General features: G+C 37.5%; 14 protein-coding genes. 6 read left to right on the plus strand and 8 right to left on the minus strand.

Going from position 1 to position 17,659, the window contains the following annotated elements:
* Nucleotides 1–54: 54 nt before the first annotated feature.
* The 8 genes from FKZ43_RS06600 to FKZ43_RS06635 are packed head-to-tail and all read right to left on the minus strand — an operon-like array spanning nucleotide 55 to nucleotide 11,061.
* Nucleotides 55–876, minus strand: a complete 822-nt coding sequence (locus tag FKZ43_RS06600; protein ID WP_140945083.1) for a hypothetical protein — start codon at nucleotides 874–876, stop codon at nucleotides 55–57.
* The gene (locus FKZ43_RS06605) at nucleotides 866–1,969 is read right to left on the minus strand and encodes a hypothetical protein (RefSeq protein WP_140945085.1); all 1,104 of its coding nucleotides are present in this window, start codon (nucleotides 1,967–1,969) and stop codon (nucleotides 866–868) included. Before FKZ43_RS06605 ends, FKZ43_RS06600 begins: the two co-directional genes overlap by 11 nt.
* On the minus strand, nucleotides 1,966–4,416 hold the full coding sequence (locus FKZ43_RS06610; protein WP_140945086.1) for a CotH kinase family protein: 2,451 nt from the start codon (nucleotides 4,414–4,416) through the stop codon (nucleotides 1,966–1,968). Before FKZ43_RS06610 ends, FKZ43_RS06605 begins: the two co-directional genes overlap by 4 nt.
* Entirely contained in the window at nucleotides 4,413–4,607 is a 195-nt protein-coding gene (locus tag FKZ43_RS06615) for a VTC domain-containing protein (RefSeq protein ID WP_140945087.1), read from the minus strand. The genes FKZ43_RS06610 and FKZ43_RS06615 overlap by 4 nt, the downstream gene beginning before the upstream one ends.
* Nucleotides 4,594–5,643, minus strand: a complete 1,050-nt coding sequence (locus FKZ43_RS06620; protein ID WP_140945088.1) for an HlyD family secretion protein — start codon at nucleotides 5,641–5,643, stop codon at nucleotides 4,594–4,596. The genes FKZ43_RS06615 and FKZ43_RS06620 overlap by 14 nt, the downstream gene beginning before the upstream one ends.
* Nucleotides 5,640–7,214 (minus strand): hypothetical protein, encoded by a 1,575-nt coding sequence (locus tag FKZ43_RS06625; RefSeq protein WP_140945089.1) that lies wholly within the window; start codon nucleotides 7,212–7,214, stop codon nucleotides 5,640–5,642. Before FKZ43_RS06625 ends, FKZ43_RS06620 begins: the two co-directional genes overlap by 4 nt.
* On the minus strand, nucleotides 7,211–9,073 hold the full coding sequence (locus tag FKZ43_RS06630; RefSeq protein WP_140945090.1) for a glycosyltransferase family 2 protein: 1,863 nt from the start codon (nucleotides 9,071–9,073) through the stop codon (nucleotides 7,211–7,213). Before FKZ43_RS06630 ends, FKZ43_RS06625 begins: the two co-directional genes overlap by 4 nt.
* Nucleotides 9,073–11,061, minus strand: coding sequence for a cellulose biosynthesis cyclic di-GMP-binding regulatory protein BcsB (locus FKZ43_RS06635; protein ID WP_140945091.1), 1,989 nt, complete (start codon nucleotides 11,059–11,061; stop codon nucleotides 9,073–9,075). Before FKZ43_RS06635 ends, FKZ43_RS06630 begins: the two co-directional genes overlap by 1 nt.
* A 241-nt stretch (nucleotides 11,062–11,302) precedes the next feature.
* Between FKZ43_RS06635 and FKZ43_RS06640 the strand changes: the two genes are divergently transcribed.
* From FKZ43_RS06640 to nuoD, 6 genes are all read left to right on the plus strand, one after another.
* Entirely contained in the window at nucleotides 11,303–12,865 is a 1,563-nt protein-coding gene (locus FKZ43_RS06640) for a mucoidy inhibitor MuiA family protein (RefSeq protein ID WP_181180293.1), read from the plus strand.
* Nucleotides 12,866–12,905: 40 nt separating this feature from the next.
* A complete protein-coding gene (locus FKZ43_RS06645; RefSeq protein ID WP_140945093.1) occupies nucleotides 12,906–14,936 on the plus strand; it encodes an OPT family oligopeptide transporter in 2,031 nt (676 codons plus the stop codon).
* Between the two features lie 99 nt (nucleotides 14,937–15,035).
* Nucleotides 15,036–15,392 (plus strand): NADH-quinone oxidoreductase subunit A, encoded by a 357-nt coding sequence (locus FKZ43_RS06650; protein WP_140945094.1) that lies wholly within the window; start codon nucleotides 15,036–15,038, stop codon nucleotides 15,390–15,392.
* Entirely contained in the window at nucleotides 15,383–15,880 is a 498-nt protein-coding gene (locus FKZ43_RS06655; protein ID WP_140945095.1) for an NADH-quinone oxidoreductase subunit B, read from the plus strand. Before FKZ43_RS06650 ends, FKZ43_RS06655 begins: the two co-directional genes overlap by 10 nt.
* Nucleotides 15,881–15,897: 17 nt before the next feature.
* The gene (locus tag FKZ43_RS06660; RefSeq protein WP_140945096.1) at nucleotides 15,898–16,404 is read left to right on the plus strand and encodes an NADH-quinone oxidoreductase subunit C; all 507 of its coding nucleotides are present in this window, start codon (nucleotides 15,898–15,900) and stop codon (nucleotides 16,402–16,404) included.
* Nucleotides 16,401–17,639, plus strand: coding sequence for an NADH dehydrogenase (quinone) subunit D (nuoD, locus tag FKZ43_RS06665; protein WP_140945097.1), 1,239 nt, complete (start codon nucleotides 16,401–16,403; stop codon nucleotides 17,637–17,639). Before FKZ43_RS06660 ends, nuoD begins: the two co-directional genes overlap by 4 nt.
* Nucleotides 17,640–17,659 lie beyond the last annotated feature (20 nt).

Consider the following 17,659-nt stretch of genomic DNA (forward strand, 5'->3'; position numbering starts at 1 on the left):
GAAATTATTTTTTGAAAATATAACTCTTGAAATGATTAAATGCAAGAGATGGTTTTAAATTTCAATCCAGTATGCTATGAAAAAACCGCGTCCGACCCCAATTCTTTTGCCGTATATATCATAAAAAAATCCGCCTTGAATCCACGCTTTGTATGTGAACCTATGTGCAAATGAAATGCTGAGCTTTCCTTCAACAAAATCTGTCTCAATTGATGGATTGAATCTTGTCGCAAAACTTCCAGTGCCGATTGAATTTACACCATCAAGCTGAACTATACCTTGCCATCTACCGCTTAAATTTGCACCGTATAAAATTTGAAATCTTACTTGATCTGCAACCTGCCTCAGAAATTTTCTTAAGCCAAACTCAAAATTAAAGTATGAATCAATACCGAACGGCTTAAAACCACCGGCAATTAAAATTCTCGTATCCACTGCATACTGTCCGAAGCCGATTAAAGGTTCTCTTTCAGTTGAATAGAGAGGAATAATGCCTGTGGTTTGGAAGCTTAAGACGATGCCAGATTCAAAAACTTTAAATTTTAAACCGATCTCAAGGTCACCAGCCCCTTTGTTAGTTTTATAATTTGAAGAATCAATCCACCTGTTAAGTATTAAGATCGCTGTGTTGCCGATAAAATTTAATTTATCGCTTATCCCATATTCAAAATATAAGCCAAGTCCATTTGAATCAAAATATCCATAGTTGTCAAGGTTTCTACTCTTCCAATTGACATCATAGTATTTCTCTGCATGATAGAAATAATAATACGGGACAAAGAAAATCTTGCCACCTTTTCTCGTCCAAGCACCTGAAAAGGAGATTTCTGAAAAGATGAAAAAGAGAGCAAGATATTTTAAAATTTTATAATCCATATTCACGCGCCCGGTGCAGTGTTCTTAACGTAATTGAAAGTTCAAAATAAAACGAGTCAACATTTCTTTCGGTTAAATTTATCATAGCATCAATTTTTTCGGGAATTAAATCATTCAGGATATACTTGACCATGTCGTTATATTTCTTGGATTTACCAAGCTTCAAGAAAAGTTCAATGATTCTTGAATAAACTGCAACAGAAACGAAATTTGATTTTGTTTGTGATTTAAATTTTCCATCCATTAAGATGTAAAAATCGCTCCAGCGACCAAAGTTTTCATAAAAGAAATCAAGTATCTCTCGGGCGGGTTTGGGGTTAAATTCAATTATTGAAAGAGATATATCTATTGATGAAATTAATGGGAAAATGCCATTCGGCGAGTAATAACCATTTGAACTTGGGATTATAGTTTTAACTCCAATATCATAAAGCGAATTGAAAAAACCATTTTTAACATATCCACCAATTATCGCATTATACATCATTCTTGATTTTTCAATCATATCGTCATCCTTGTTTTCCTTGCCTATGAGATATAAAAAGTCGGGGCGTTGATTTATAAGATAGGTGTTTTCTGAAAGTGTTCTTGTTCCATAGTTGAAGTAATTCTTAACGAGAAATTTATCCGGCTCGGGCATATAACCGTGTTTAATGTAAGCTTTTGCAAGGGAGTAACTCACCTTTTTATACTCTTCAACGCCCCATTTTTTATAGGCAAGGTAAATCGCAAACGCACAATGAATCGTCTCAGCTGTGCCCGATGCATCAATTTCAGAATCTTTTTTATATCTCCATACGATAGCTGAGTCAATCCAGGTATCTCTTATGATATAATGTTTTTTAATCGCTTCGTAAGCTTTTGAGAAAAGAATTGAGTCCCCAATTTCAACTGCTGATTGCATTATTTCTGCGAGGTCAATGGCATAGCAAAAGCCATCGGCTCTTGAAGGCAATCCATTTAAAAGTTTTTCGTGAAAAGTCCCTTGGATTTTATTTTCATATTTTCCAATCTTTTCGGGGTCAACTCTATAAATCAAGCCACTGCAAGATAAAATAAACACAATAGGAAACAAGGTTAAAATTTTCCTCACTTTATCAGGACCATTTTCTTTGCTATTAATGTTTTTTCAGCTCTGAGCACATAAAAGTAAACTCCGCTTGCGATATCCTTTGCGTCAAAGTGAAGCTGATATTGTCCGGGTTCGGTATGACCTGAGTATAATGTTTTAACTTTTCGTCCGAGGACATCGTAAATTTCAACTGCAACCCAGCCAGGATTTGGGATTTCAAATGAAATCACAGTTGTGCTGTTAAATGGGTTTGGATAATTTTGATGAAGCACGAATTTCTTCGGGATGTTGGATTTGTCCTCCTGTATCAATGTTATTCCACCGGATTTAGTTGAAAGGACAAGCCCGGAGATTCCAGTAGCCCAACCCTGCAAGCTATCAATGAAATCAATTGAGTATATATCAAGTGTAGAACCGATCGGTTGAAGATGCCAAGTTTTACCACCATCCTTTGAATAAAAGATTCGCCCCGATTCTCCAGCTATAAAGATGCGCAAGCTGTCAATGAACTTCGCATCTTTTATTCCCACGCCAAGGTTGCTTTCAAACCAGTTTAATATATTCCCAGCATAAACTTTTCCATCGCCCGATAGTAAAATTTTTCCTGATATATTTTCACGCCTGATCAGATTAAAATTTACAGGGGCAATTAAAATTGACGCTGTATCAGATCCAGTTACAGATAAAATTGAGCCGTTGCGCGCAAGGTAGAACGAGTTAGTGTCAAACATCGCTATATCATTTCCGTCAAGGGTTAGATGTATCCATGAGTTGCCGGCATCTCGTGTGAAATATATTCCTGAATCCGCAGTAAGTATAACGCCGTATTTTGAGCGGTTGAAGAATTCAATCCTTGTCAAGTTATTTGTTACAAATGGAATCTGGACCCATATCGTATCAGCAACCTTTGATTTATAAAGCAAACCCTGATAACCGACGACAAAAACGCTTGAGTCAGAAAACGCGATATCTTTGAAAGGAATTTGTTTTCCCATTGAAAATAACCGCCATGAATTACCGGCATCGGTTGTCATATAGATTGAACTTGTCTCTCCAATTATGTAACCGACTTTATCATCAAAAAATCTTACTTTGTGGAGTTTATTCCAGGTCTTAAAGTCAACTTTATTCCATATCTGTTTATATTCTTGTGGAAGAAAGGCACATAAAATTGTGCCTGTTATTTCTTTTTCGGTAAGTGAGTCAACGGTCAAAGTATTTGCATAGGCATTTACTTTTGTGTCAAGCTCACGCCAGGAATATCCATCAAAGTAGTGAAGTTTAAGGAATCGCTCGTCAGCAATCCCAGACCCAACTTCTGTCCTGCTTAAAAATTCTTGAAGATATTCAACCCTTAATTTTAATTTAAATCGTGCGTTCTGCGGGTGTGGTGTGATTTTATAAAATCTGCTGACAAATTTATCAGGCAAAACATAACTTGGAAGTGCTGGAGCGGTGCTATCGGGAAAAACTTCAACAGTCAAGCTATCAAGTCCAATTGCTTCATATAACCAAACGCTTGCGAGAAGTCGTCCGATTTTATCAACGAAATGATAAACTGTATCTGTTTGAGTGATTTTCAAAGTAGCACGGTTTTCCTCACCAGGCCAGTAATTTGAAAGCCATTTGTAAAGGTAAAATTTTCTTGCGGTGATGAAATATTTCAACGCCTCAACTTGTTCCTCAAATTCCTGATTTGTCCCCCATTTGAATTCATCTTTATAAACATACTCTTTTATCAAATTTTTCAATGAGTCAATATAAGGATACATCTTTGCTTCGGTAAATTCATAGCGCAAGAGAGAATCAATCTTTTGGTTAAACCTTGCACGCAAAATTGGGTTTTGGAAAAATTTTGACTTCAGCGCATTATCCGGTCCTGTAGTATTTGGTGGATACCAATATGTGAAGTTATCATTTAAAAGGTCAAGCGGATATGGAAGATTGAAATCACCATTTCTCCCAAATGTTAAATCATAATCCCACGGTATGATAAGCCATTTGTTTAAAACAGAGTCATGGTAAAGGTAATAATTCTTGTTATATGTGTCTCCGCTACTTGTGAGCGCATTGAGAACTAACCAATCTGTGACGCAATCACCGTAAAATAAACTGTCAACGAGGATGTGAAAGTTTTCGGTTGGTGTTGTGTTAATTTGATTTATCAATTGAATTAAATCAGAATAATTGCTATCGGCTGGAAATTGTTTCTCATAACATCTGTAATAATCCGTGGTATCTGTTGGGATGAAAAGGTCTCCACAATGTGTTGCATCATAGGGTTGATACATGGTCCCGCCACGGTTGAAACCATATTTTTCCGGCATAAGTTCAAATGTCTTATTTATCCTCTCAATGAAAAGATAAAGCCCGTAATTTTTATCGTTGATGTATATATTCACATAGTATGTTTCTGGCGTTACGGTGCCAAATCGTTTGTATAAATCCCAAACGATTTTTTCCCTCATCTCTCAAGTCCCTCAACTTTGTCATTATAAAGGTCAAATTTAGATGTATCAAAATAAATGCTTCTGACTGTGTATTCAGGTAAGCAATCTTTTTCCATATGTATATCGGGCTCAGAAAAATTCAAAGTATATTCCCTGATCAAATCAATATCATCAATTTTAGCAAGGTATTTGTATTCAAATCTTGGCATTTTTAAAAGCCGACTTTAAAAAGTTTGTTATCATTTCCCTCAGTTTCATTTTCCCAAGCGAAACTGAACAGGTAATCATTGTCCCTGGTTTTAAAAGCGTTTTCCCATTTTTGAAAACCGCCGTGCAGAAAATAACTTGATGACCGTTTATAAATTTAACACTTTCCGAAATTTTTTCAACCTCACCATTAAGCGTTGGGTCTTCTACAACTTTCACTTTTTGTCCCAGTTTTATCTTCGGCATATCGCTTAAATCTATTGGAAATATAAACACCAGCTCAGATGTATCAGCAATAGTTATGATCGTGTCCCGTGATAGCGTTCTATTTACTACGCCTGATATCGGTGAGATTATAACAAAATCTCTCAACCTTTTTTCAAGCATTTCTATTTCCTTTTGGAGCATTCTTATGTTTGCTTTAATTACTTTTACCTGCTCTTCCTTTGCTCCAGTTGAAACATTTTCAAGCTGTGCTTTTGCTATTTCTACATTTGTTTCATAGACCTTAAGCATCGTTTGAGCTATTTCAAATTCTTGAAGGGAGATCAAATTTTTTTCATAAAGAATTTTTGCCCTTTCAAAAATTTTTCTCTGTGATTCCGCTTGTTCCTTTGCCTGTTCATAGCGTTTAAGAGCTTCTTGCACCACCGCTGATTTCTCACCGGAAAGGTAAAGTTCAAGTGTTGCAACCTCAACATCAAGAAGACCTCTAAGTCGTGCGAGCTGATATTCAATTTCGCTTGAATAAAAAATTCCTATCGTATCCCCGGCTTTAACTATATCTGGAATAGCGTTTAAATTGAACTTAGCAAAATCTCCTCTTATAACCTGAGAGACGCTATAGGATTTTAAAGCACCATTTTTGTAATCATGCAAGCTTGCTATAAGTTCCCCGTCCGCACCTCTTGATAAAATCCACTCCCTGACAGGGTATAACCTACCTGTAAACTTAAGCGTGCTTTCAAACTCAACGGGTAAAAAAATTATAACTGCAAAAATTAAGATAAGTAAAAGCACCGTTGACTTTGGATTCATCCTTTCACAAATATTTTAAATTTACCTTGTGATTTAAAGACCCTCCACTTCTCGGAGCTGAAGATGAGTTCAAGTCCTTCTTTGCCTTTATGAAATATATTTCCATTTTTTACATTTATTATATCGCGTGCGCCCTCAAATCTATCTGGGTTATAGACAACTATATAATCGGCATAAACCTCGGGAGTTTGAACTACGGAGTAAAATTCATATTGATACGGAAGTATGAAGTTTTTCGGATCTCCATAAAATGCGACGACAGGATAACCGTTTGAATCATCTATTATAATTGTTTCATCTGGTTTAGCTACTTGCTTCAAGAATTGGGCGCATTCAATGTCTTCTTTGAATGTTTCGTTGGTTTTTCCTTCAATGAGTGCTTTGATGAATAAATTTTCCTCTGGATAGATTGAATTGTAAAGTTTTTTGAAGCCAGTGTAGATTGAGAAAGCGAGTAAAATTATATAAACAGTTATCGCCAAGTTGTGTTTTTTAACCAAGCCCTCAGAGATTGCGTACATCAATCCGATAAATGAGATTAAGATAAAGGATGCAAAGAAATCAATTGTCATCATGGATAGCCCGAAATATGATGAGATTATCAATCCGAAAGCGGGGGCAAGCAAAGCGAAGGTATAAAACGGCTTCTTCCTAAAAATAAAGAGGATATAAAAAAACATCGGTGAAAGTAGAAGTATATTTTTTGCTACCTCAATGAAGTCCTTGAATATATTTGATTTCAGTTCAAGTAGATATGGGTTAAGTAGCGCATATGTTTTCAATGTCCTAAAATATGCGTAGGGGCTCTCAAGGAAGTTAAAGGGGTTTGATGTGAAAATCCAGTTGAGATAAACCCAAGACACAAATGCCAATGTCGGAGGGACAAATAGCATAAGGTAAATTGCAAAGGTTTTTCGGAAAAATGTTTTTCTATAAGCTGGGAGTTCTTTTATGAGTTTGAAAAATTCAGAAAATTTTACCTCGCGCCCAATGGTTGTTTCAATTGATAAGAGTACCGTTGCGAAAAAAAGCGTTGGGAGTATGAAAATTATCTCATACCTTATCAAAACTATTAAACCAAGCAAAACCCCGGAAAGGGCAAGGTAAAAGCTTATCGGTTTTGAGTAGTATTCAAAGATTAAAGTATAAAATGCAACAATGGAGGTTAAATATAGATGGATGCTACTTCCTGATGAGCCAGCGTAAAGCAAAAGAGGGTTCAAAGTAAGTGATAGGAATAGCAAGACAAATAGTATTGGTTTATGTTGCTTTTTGAGAAGGCGATATGTGATAAAGATTACAAAAGCAGACATTCCAAGTGATGAAGCTAGAAATGGTGACGCAAGAGGTGCAAATGGAATAAATGGGAAAATTGCATAAAACGGCAAAGGCGGATAAATTAACCCTGTGTTTTCAAGGCGTGGTGGATTTCCTTTAAGTGCGAGTAAACCTTTCTCTATCAAGAAAATGCCCTCAGGGTGTTTATATCCATTTGATGAAGCTAAAAGCCCAATTAACAGATAAAAGTAGAAAGTAAGCAATCCCAAGATTACGAGCTTAATATATTTCATCTCGGTTTGTGATGTTCTGTTTTTAAAAACTCACTTATCCCGTGTTCTGTTTTTTCCCAGTAAAAGGGATTAGAAATCAACTGCCAAAGTGCTTTATAAGCTGCAATTGAATGGAGTATCCAGTATAATGGATTTAGAAGTGCGAAAGGTAAGAGTGTGTATAATTTTCGCCTGAAGACGGACATCATATTCATATAAATCACGATTCCATTTCCAAATAAGAGATTGAAGATTGAAACATACATAACCCAATCGGGGAAAAATTCTTTTATTATTTCAGATTTTGTCAAAAGCCAGATTATGAAAACGATCCAAAGTATTGGGTTTGCAAGAAATGTAAAAGGTGTTCCGCCAATGAAGAGTTGAAGTCCGAGAAATCCTTTTAATCCAGATTTTTTTATGAACTCAATTGGATGTCTCATATGGACGAGATAGCTTTGCATATAGCCCTTGATCCAGCGTGAGCGTTGTCTTATCCAGTTTTTTATCGCTTTGTTTGCTTCTTCGTAAGTCGTGGAGGTAAGTATTGCAACTTTATAGCCCTTGGCGTAAGCTCTTAAACCGAGGTCTGCGTCTTCGGTGACATTAAATGGGTCCCAGCCGGCAAGTTCTTCAAGTTTATCTTTTTTGAAATGATTACTCGTCCCACCAAGCGGAATCGGTAGCCCGAGGCGGTCAAGTCCAGGAAGCATATAATCAAACCAATATGAATATTCAAGTGTAAACATCCTTGTCAGTAGATTTTCTTCAGCGTTGTAATAGTTAAGAGCGCATTGGATGCAGATGTATTCATCAGGTAATTTCTGAAAAAGTATGATAGCTTTTTTGAGTTGATCAACCTCTGGTATATCCTCAGCGTCATATATCGTGAGATATTCGCCCCTTGCAAAGAGCAGACCGTAATCGCACGCCTTTGGTTTCGTTTTTGGCTCCCCATATGGGACAACAAGGGGTTCAAATACCGTTGGGAGGTCAATTTCTCTTATAGCATTTATCGTTTCAAAGTCATCCTCCTCAAGTAGAAGTTTGACATCAAGTTTAAATTTCGGATAGTCAAGCCGTGAAATGTTTTCAACAAGTTTTTTTATCACCTTTGGTTCTTTATAAACCGGGAGAAGGACTGTGTATATAGGAAGTTCTTCATCAGTAAGTTTTTTTAATTCTTCTTCGGTTACGGTTTCATGGAGTTCATATCTTGCGCCGACAATTGTCAATGTAAATTTAAAAAGTATCGTTAACAGATAGAGTAGTCCAATTATTATGTTGATTAGAATAATTGCATCAGTAGGATTAAAGGAGAAATAGGCAAGGTAGGCGGTTATAATTACAAGTATAATTGCTATTTGTCTCGGTGTGAATGTTAAAACAGCCGACCTATCCGGGTCATTCCAAAGCAGATTATAAATTGCTATTCGGCAGAATGGGGGTCCAAGGTATTTATGCAAAACCCAAACAATATCAACATCAATTGCGAAAATTATATCAACTTCCGTCTTGAAAATTCTTTTTGCCATTTCTATAAATTCAATATCCGTGGGGTCACACATCGCAACGATAACTTTTCCGTTTTCTTTTCTCAGTGGCACCCCAAGATATTGCTCCATAACAAGCATATTAAGGTAGGAAATGATTTTCGGGTCAACCCTTTCTTTTTTTATATCAACGATTTTGTATCCAAGTCCCTCAACCGCTTCAGTCCATTTCTTCCTACTTACGAAACCAAATGTAAGGCATATTTTTGCAAATGACCAGCCGGTTTCGTTTTTGAACTTTTTAATTTCATCCATCTCCCTTTCGCTTAAAATTCCCCTCTCAATTAAAATTTCACGAACGGAATATCTGCCGATTTCTGGAAGCATCACCGCTGTGTTACCTTAGATGCATGTTTTTGCCCTCTGAAAAATATGTATGTCAGAAGCGATAAGAATAAAAACCAAACAAAAATTATCAAAAACACCTTATACTGGTTAAAATAGTCAAGAAATGTTTTTTCGCCAGGATAATTTACTTTCAAAAGTCCAGATTCAACTTTGAAGAAGTGCACCTTATCTGTCCAGTCAATGATGCCAACATTTCCTTCTATAGTTATGAACCTTCTCTCAATCGCATCGGTGATTTTTAAAATAAGGGGGTCGCTATTTTTCCCGATGCCTGTTAAAATAAGAACTGGTCTTGAAGCATCGCTATAAAAAACCTGACAAACACCAATTGAAGATGTATCATATAGGGCATATAGGGTTTTCTTTGTTGATGCGCTAATTATTTTGAAATCGTTTTTAGGTTTGATGATGACATTGCTGAATTTGTTGAATATGTCGTCGCTGGGCTCAACAACCGCTATTAAGTTGTAGTTTTTTAGGATATCATCTGTGACATCAGAGGTGGTAATTATTTTTGGGAAGAAATTAAAATTTTTAACTTCTGAATTCACAAGGTGGATTATTTGGGCAAGTGCTTTTAATTTTTGAACGCTCATATTTTTGCTTATCGCACAGATTGTCTCCCCTGTCGTAAACATCTCCGGAAAGAATAAAAGGTCAAGTTCATTCGGTCTATAAATGTCCTTCACCTCAATGTATGAATCCAAATCGTTGATCGCATAGAAAAAGTTTGAAATTTTGTTGTGGCAGTCCTCTGTGCTTGGATAGAAAATAAACTCTATGGAAAGTGTGTTCAATTTAAGGAGTGAAAATCTATTTATTGAGAAGGTATAAATGATTTTTCCCTCTTCCCCAAGTTTTTTACTGTCAATTAAAAGACCGTTAAAATACACATTCATATAAGCCCTTCCGGTTTTTTCATAAACCGGTGAGTATGTAGCAAGGATATTAACATTAATTTTATCCGGTGAGAAACCAAGTTTTGAAAGCGTAAAAGAGAAATTGCTTCTTAAAGAACCGATGCCTTCAACTTTACCTGTTGAAAATCCAAGTTCTTTGAAGGAAACCTTGAATGGCGGTATCGGTGTAGGTGATTGTTCTAATGGTTTTGCTTCTCTTATGAGAAGGAAAGAATTAAATGATGTTTTCAATATGTCGGTGTTTAAAAAGGTTTGAATTGCCTTTCGCAAACCCTCTTCACTTAAGCCGGTTATGATTAAACCTCTGTTATGATAAAGATAAAGTAGCCCATCTGTTTTTAGAAATTTACCTTGTATGGATTTATATTCGTCTGGGATTTTTTCAAATGTTGAGATGGCTATAAATTGCGCCTTATTGGGTAAGGTTTCAAATGTAGCGAAATTAATCGTTTTTATCCCTGTGATCTTTCTTATGAAAGAGTAAACCCAGATGAGTCCCTCAATTTCGGTATTTGAAAGTGAAGATGGGAAAGCAAAATATAACCCGTCTGTGAGATTTGAAATAAAAGAATAAATTTTAAATTCGTTCTTTTTGCGAGGGATATGCTCAATGTTGATGAACGAACTTTTTAAAATTTTCAGCCACAGCCCGCCAGTTTGGATGTCCCTGCATCTGTCCTCACTTATGTAAAGTGATGCTCTTATGTCAATTTTAAGATACTCGGAAAAACCAAGCTCAAACTTTTTAAGTGGAACTATGATTTCATTTTCGGCTTTTGAAATCCTAAAACTCGTCGCTGGTTTATCCCAAATGTAAATTGTTAGGAATGATTGGCTTAAATTTAAAATCGGGGACGATTCAATTTTAAGAACGATGTAACTTCTTGATGAGTCAATATCAGTTCCAATTTTTAAAAAGTAAGTTGCAGAGGGAGTCGGACCATAAAGTGTGAAATCGTCATAACCAAATTCTGAAAATGTTATTAACTCTGCTAAAGAAAAATTCAAGATTAGGAGATTTAAAAGTAAAAGCAGAGGTTTTTTCATTCTCAAAATTTTTATGTTTTCCGAAGAGCGAAGTTTGTTTGAAACCACCTTTTTTCAAAAATAAAAAAAATGTTTAAAAATCAATGGCTAAACATGTCCATTAAAGGATTTTAATCTTGCATTAATTAATTTTGAGGATTCTTTTCCCTTTCCAATTATTGAAAAAGGGGTTAGAGTGCTTGAAAATTTAGCGTTCTGTTTTTATATTTTGGATAGTTTAGTAAATCAAGCCAGATTAATGATGCGAAAATTTTTCCTGTTGATTTTCTTACCGATTCTGTTTGTCAACGGTGAGGAAATTGTTCCTAAATTTAAAATTTCTTCTGTTATTGTTTATCCTGATCAAGGGTTTATTACAAAGGTTTCAAGCTTTAAAGTTAGGCGGGGGGAAAATATAGTAAAGATTTTTAAATTAACGCCGATGCTTGTTGATGCTTCAGTTCAAGTTGAGATCGCCAAGGGTACGGGGGTAAAAATACTTGATGTTAAGGTGGTTGAGACATTTCTTGAAGGGGCGGAGGTGGAAAAGGTTAAAAAATTGAGAGTGAAGTTAGATAGTTTAAATAAGTTGTTATCTGAAAAAGGGGGCGAAGTTGAAGTTATCACAGGAAAGATTGAGCAGTTGAAGAAGTTATCGCCACCGGGACAAAGGTTTACGATTCAAGAAGTTGAGTCATATTTTAAGTTTTATGAGAGAATGCTTGCCGAAAATATCAAGGGGAGAATAGAACTTCAAGGTGAGATTGAAAAACTGAACGAAGAGAAGAAGAAGGTTGAGGAGGAGTTGAACAGGTTATCTTCTCTTAAAGAAAGGAGCAAAACGATTGAGATTTATTTGATGTCAGAGCGTGAGGAGCAGATCGGCTTGAAAGTTTCTTATCTTGTTGGTGGGACTGGTTGGGTTCCTGGATACGAAATTAGGGCGAGCTCTTTAGATAGCAAGGTTGATTTTAATTTTTTTGCATTTGTGAGACAATTAACAGGTGAGGATTGGGATTCAGATGTTGAGATTGAAATTTCAACGGCAAGGGTTTCAATTTTGGGGACACCGCCTGAAATATCGCAATGGGTTGTGGATGTTTATCAGCCACGTCCAATTAAGCCGTTTTTGAAACAAAGAGAGCTTGCTGTAGAAGGGGAAAAAGCACCTGTTGAAGAATTCCCTGCGCCAGAGGTGGAGGTTGAGCCGACTTCTTTCAGTTTCAAGCTTAGACAGAAGTTTAAAATTCCTTCGGATGGTCAACCGCATAGGGTTTACATTGCTTCCTTTTCAGAGTCAGTTCCGTTTGTTTACTACGCTGTTCCCAAACTTTCAAGGTATGCATATTTGCGAGCTGGGTTGAGAAATAATTTTACTTTTCCGATCCTGCCGGGGAAAGTATGGATTTTTATTGATGGGAAGTATGTTTCAAGTTCGTCGTTTGATAAAATTTTACCCGAAGATAGCTTTAGTGTTTCGTTTGGGGTTGATGAAGCGGTAAGTGTTGATAGAAAGTTAAAGAGGAAATTCACTGAATACACGGGGATCGTTGGGAGAAATGTTAAAATTTCTTATGATTATGAGATAGAGGTGCAAAATGGGAAGAAGGGTGAAATTATGATTGAGATTGTGGATAATTTTCCAATTTCAAGGAATGAAAAGATAAAAGTTGTTCTTGAGTCACCTAAGAGTGTGGAGGCAGAAATTGGGGATGATGGGATAATAAGATGGCGTTTTAATTTGCCGGTAGGCGGTAAGAAAATTTTGAGTGTTAAGTTCTATGTTGAGTTTCCAAAGGATTTAAAAGTTGTTGGTCTTGAATGAATCATAGAAAATGTAAATCTCAAACAAAAGAGAGGTCAAAATGGCTGAAATTAAAGGTGGTTCTGGATTAAAGTACAAACCGCTTGTTCCACCTGAGCAGACGATGAGGGAATTTACAATTCGTGCCCTTGTTCTTGGGCTTGTGATGTCGGTTGTTTTAGGGGCAGCGAATGCGTATCTTGGTTTGAAAGCGGGAATGACGATAGCGGCGACTTATCCTGCGGCTGTTATAAGCATGGCATTTTTGAGATTGTTTAGAGGGACGATACTTGAGGAAAATTTCGCCAGAACTGTTGGCTCAGTAGGTGAAGCTGTTGCTGCTGGGGCAATTTTTACGATACCTGCTTTTTTGATCGCTGGTGTATGGCAGGAGTTTGATTCACCGCAAAGATATTGGGAATCATCCTTCATTATGGCAATCGGTGGAGTTATTGGAGTTCTTTTCGTCACATTGTTGAGAAGGGTTCTTGTTGAGGACCCGGAGTTACCGTTTCCGGAGTCAGTAGCTGCGTCAGAGATTCACAAGGCGGGTCAAGCTGGTGGGAGTGGAGCGAAGTATTTGTTTGGCGCTATGGGTATCGGTGCGTTGATTCAGACATTGGGCAAGTTTAATTTCTTTGCTACAAGTTGGGAAAGGGTCACAATTTTTGCGAAGACAGGCATTAGGCTGTTAAGTGGCAGGGGTCAGGAGATAACAAGTGTTTCAGTTGGTGGTGGAGGAACGGTTTTGACAGCTCCGGCCGTGAGCCCTGCTTATATAGGTGTTGGTTTTATAATTGGACCGCGACTTGCTGCACTTAACTTTAGTGGTGGGCTTCTCGCTTGGGGTCTTTTCGTTCCATTATTGGTGTATTTCCTTGGACCTCAACTTGAACCACTTGTTATTCAGGAGGGGGTTCAAAAAGCATCATGGATTGAGCTTGCCTACGCCATTTGGAAGTTTATAGTTCGTCCGATCGCGATAGGTGGAATGCTTTTGAGTGCAATTTATACGCTCTATAGGATGAGAAATAGTTTAGCTGTTGGGTTAAAACGTTCAATCACGGATTTGAAGAAAGCTACAGCTGGCGAGTCATCCGCTGTGAGTAGGATTGATCAGGATTTGAACTTGAAGTGGATACTTCCTTTGTTGTTAATTTTCGCCTTGTTCACTTTTGCGCTTTATTATTATTTCAGTGGTATGTTCAATGCTTCAATCACGGCGACAATCGTTATGTTAATTGCTGGATTTTTCTTTGCAGCTGTGTCTGGTTATCTTGTTGGTATTATCGGCTCAAGTAATAATCCGATCAGTGGACTTACACTTTCAACTTTGATAGTTGCTGCTCTTTTGATGGTTGTTCTGGGTGTGAAAGGAGTTTCAGGGATTGCTGCGGTTTTGGGAGTTGCTGCTGTGATATGTGTTGCTGCAGCTGTTGCGGGCGATATGTTTCAGGATTTAAAAGTTGGACATATACTTGGTGGTACACCTTGGAAGATGCAAGTCGGTGAAATAATTGGAGCTTTGGTTGCTTCATTTGCTCTCTACTTCCCGCTTTTTATTTTGCATCAGGGAGATATAAAAGCTGGAGGTACAGGTTTTGGAGGAAAGGCGTTACCAGCTCCGCAGGCGAGCTTAATGGCGATGCTTTCAAAAGGAATTGTCGGTGGGGAAATGGCTTGGCCACTTATCATCGTTGGAATGCTTATGGCTTTCGGGTTGATACTTCTACAAGTTAGAAGCCCGATGCTAGTCTGCGTTGGAATGTATCTGCCATTTGAGACGACATCGGCAATTTTCGTTGGAGGATTGATAAGAGGGATTGCCGATTTGATTGCTAAGAGAAGAGGTTTCACACAAGAACAGATGTCTGAGCTTGAAAATAATGGGACACTTCTTGCATCAGGTTTGATAGCTGGCGAGGCATTGATGGGGCTTATTTTTGCTGGTTTAGCTTTTTATGAAATTAAGATAACGCCTATAACGCCGACACCATCCTATCTTATAGGTTTAGTCGTTATCCTCTTGATAGCTTTAATTTTGATCGTCACCCCTATCCGTTATGCCTCTCGTGTTGTCGTGAAGAGGTAATTTTTTTAGCTGGGCGCGTCTTCGGACGCGCCTTTTTGATTTTTTGAGATGCTTTTTTAAATTTACTACAACATTTTTAAACAAAGCACATGCTTGAAAATGTTAAGCGAATATCTTCCGATTTTCATCCTTATGTTTTTTGCTTTAGTGTTTTCAACTTTGATGGTTTTATCTAACAGATTTCTCGGACCGAAAAGACCCACCCCCGAGAAGCTTTCCACTTATGAAAGTGGTATGGAGCCAATCAGAACAGCAAGGGATAGGTTTTCGGTTAAGTTTTACCTTATTGCGATGTTATTTATCATCTTTGATATTGAAGTGGTCTTCTTATACCCCTGGGCTGTAACTTTTGATAAACTTGGCGTGTTAGGTTATGTAGAGATGTTTCTTTTTATAGCTGTTCTTCTCGTTGGCTACATTTACATAATAAAAAAAGGAGCTTTGCGATGGGAATAAATACATTTAACATAGAGGAGCAGGGATTTTTAACGACGAAGTTAAGCGAATTTATAAGATGGGCTCAAAGAAATTCGCTCTGGCCAATGCCACTTGGAATTTCATGTTGTGCAATTGAGATGATGGCTTTTGCTGCGCCAAAGTTTGATGTTGCAAGATTTGGTTCTGAATTTTTGAGGTTTTCACCAAGGCAATCAGACCTTTTAATAGTTGCTGGGACTGTGACTTATAAAATGGCTCGCGTTGTAAGAAAAATTTATGATCAGATGCCTGATCCCAAATGGGTGATTGCAATGGGTGTATGCACTTCAACTGGCGGAATGTATAGGTCCTATGCTGTCGTTCAAGGTATAGATCAATTTCTCCCCGTTGATGTTTATGTATCGGGTTGCCCGCCAAGACCTGAAAACTTGATAAATGGTCTTCTTAAAATTCAGGAGTTGATCAAGAAAGGCGTTCCACCGAAAAGAGACCCAATTTACATTTAAATAAAATTTGACCTGCGATGAAGGAAAAGGTAATTGAAAAACTTAACAGCACATTTAAAGATGACATCGTTGAGGTTAGTGAATTCAGAAATGAATTAACCATAGTAGTCAAAAAGGAAAAAATTGTTGATGTGTGCAAGTTTTTGAGAGATGACCCTGAACTTTCGTTTGATTATCTCGTTGATATATGTGGGGTTGATTATTATAGGGAGAAGGATAGGTTTGCGGTTGTTTACAACATTTGGTCGCTTAAAAATAAATTCAGATTGAGGTTAAAAGTTTTCGTTGATGAACCAGATTTAGTTGTTCCGTCGGTTACATCTGTTTGGTCTGCTGCTAATTGGCATGAGCGCGAGACGTTTGATATGTTCGGTATAAAATTTTCCGGACATCCTGACTTACGGCGGATTTATATGCCGGAGGATTTTGAGTATTATCCTTTGCGTAAGGATTTTCCATTGCAAGGAATTCCGGGTTCAATTCCACTACCAGGACAGGAAAAAATAAAGCGGGATGTGAGATGAGTGAGGAAAGAATGGAAAAAATAATTGAATCGCTTGGGAAAAGAAATATAGAGGCAGAGTTTGATCCGTTGGGGACGGAGATGATTTTAAATGTCGGTCCTCAGCATCCAGCTACGCATGGTGTTTTGAGACTTGTTTTAAAGCTTGATGGTGAATATATAGTTGATGCTGTTCCCGAACTTGGTTATTTGCATCGCGGGAAGGAAAAAATCGCTGAGAATATGACTTTTCTTGAATTTTTGCCACATACAGATAGGATGGACTACCTTGCTCCACCGGCGAATAACATCGCATATATGCTTGCCGTTGAAAAGCTTTTCGGAATTGAAGCGCCGAGAAGAGCGCAATATATCCGTGTTATTTTAAGTGAGCTTTCAAGGATTTCGTCTCACCTTGTTTGGCTTGGGACTTTTGCGATGGATGTTGGAGCTTTGACTGTTTTTATGTGGTGTTTCAGGGAAAGGGAGAAAATTTTAAGCATTTTTGATCTTGTCACAGGTGTTAGATTTACAACAAGTTATGCTCGTATCGGAGGAGTTGCACAAGATATAACGGATGAAGCAATTCACTCAATAAAGGAATTCATAGACAACTTCCCGAAGGAGCTTGAGCAATGCGAGAAACTTTTGAACAAAAACAGAATTTTCATTGAGCGAACTGATGGTATCGGGGTTATAACGAAAGAACAGGCGATTGATATTGGTTTAAGCGGACCAAATCTCAGAGCTTGTGGTGTTCCGAGGGATTTGAGAAAGGATGAGCCGTATCTTGTTTATAATGAGCTTGATTTTGATATACCTGTTTATGAAGAGGGTGATTGTCTTGCGCGTTATTATGTTCGTCTTGGCGAGATGAAAGAAAGTGTAAAAATTGTAAGGCAGTGCATTGAGAAGTTGCCATCTGGTCCATTTAAAGCGGATGAGCCGAAAGCGACTTTACCGAAGAAGGAACTCGTTTATACGAAAATGGAGGAATTAATTCACGATTTTATTTTGACGAACTTTGGTGGGACTCCGCCTGTCGGTGAGGTTTATCATGCGGTTGAGAATCCGAAAGGGGAGCTTGGTTTTTACATTGTAAGTGATGGAACGGGTTTCCCATGGCGTTTGAAGGTTAGATCGCCATCATTTACAAATATTCAAGCTTTGCCGATAATGTTGAAAGGTCACATGATAGCTGACCTTGTAGCAATAATTGGGAGCATTGATCCGGTTATGGGTGAGGCGGATAAATGAAATTTTTCAAGTTAAAAATA

It is taken from the genome of Candidatus Thermokryptus mobilis (genome assembly GCF_900070205.1).
GTDB lineage: Bacteria > Bacteroidota > Ignavibacteria > Kryptoniales > Kryptoniaceae > Kryptonium > Kryptonium mobile.

Coding starts and splice junctions, on each gene's coding strand:
- nuoD (WP_140945097.1), top strand. CDS start 16,401: ATGAGTGAGGAAAGAATGGAAAAAATAATTGAATCGCTTGGGAAAAGA.
- FKZ43_RS06615 (WP_140945087.1), bottom strand. CDS start 4,607: ATGCCAAGATTTGAATACAAATACCTTGCTAAAATTGATGATATTGAT.
- FKZ43_RS06640 (WP_181180293.1), top strand. CDS start 11,303: ATGCGAAAATTTTTCCTGTTGATTTTCTTACCGATTCTGTTTGTCAAC.
- FKZ43_RS06645 (WP_140945093.1), top strand. CDS start 12,906: ATGGCTGAAATTAAAGGTGGTTCTGGATTAAAGTACAAACCGCTTGTT.
- FKZ43_RS06635 (WP_140945091.1), bottom strand. CDS start 11,061: ATGAAAAAACCTCTGCTTTTACTTTTAAATCTCCTAATCTTGAATTTT.
- FKZ43_RS06650 (WP_140945094.1), top strand. CDS start 15,036: ATGTTAAGCGAATATCTTCCGATTTTCATCCTTATGTTTTTTGCTTTA.
- FKZ43_RS06655 (WP_140945095.1), top strand. CDS start 15,383: ATGGGAATAAATACATTTAACATAGAGGAGCAGGGATTTTTAACGACG.
- FKZ43_RS06610 (WP_140945086.1), bottom strand. CDS start 4,416: ATGAGGGAAAAAATCGTTTGGGATTTATACAAACGATTTGGCACCGTA.
- FKZ43_RS06600 (WP_140945083.1), bottom strand. CDS start 876: ATGGATTATAAAATTTTAAAATATCTTGCTCTCTTTTTCATCTTTTCA.
- FKZ43_RS06620 (WP_140945088.1), bottom strand. CDS start 5,643: ATGAATCCAAAGTCAACGGTGCTTTTACTTATCTTAATTTTTGCAGTT.
- FKZ43_RS06625 (WP_140945089.1), bottom strand. CDS start 7,214: ATGAAATATATTAAGCTCGTAATCTTGGGATTGCTTACTTTCTACTTT.
- FKZ43_RS06660 (WP_140945096.1), top strand. CDS start 15,898: ATGAAGGAAAAGGTAATTGAAAAACTTAACAGCACATTTAAAGATGAC.
- FKZ43_RS06630 (WP_140945090.1), bottom strand. CDS start 9,073: ATGCTTCCAGAAATCGGCAGATATTCCGTTCGTGAAATTTTAATTGAG.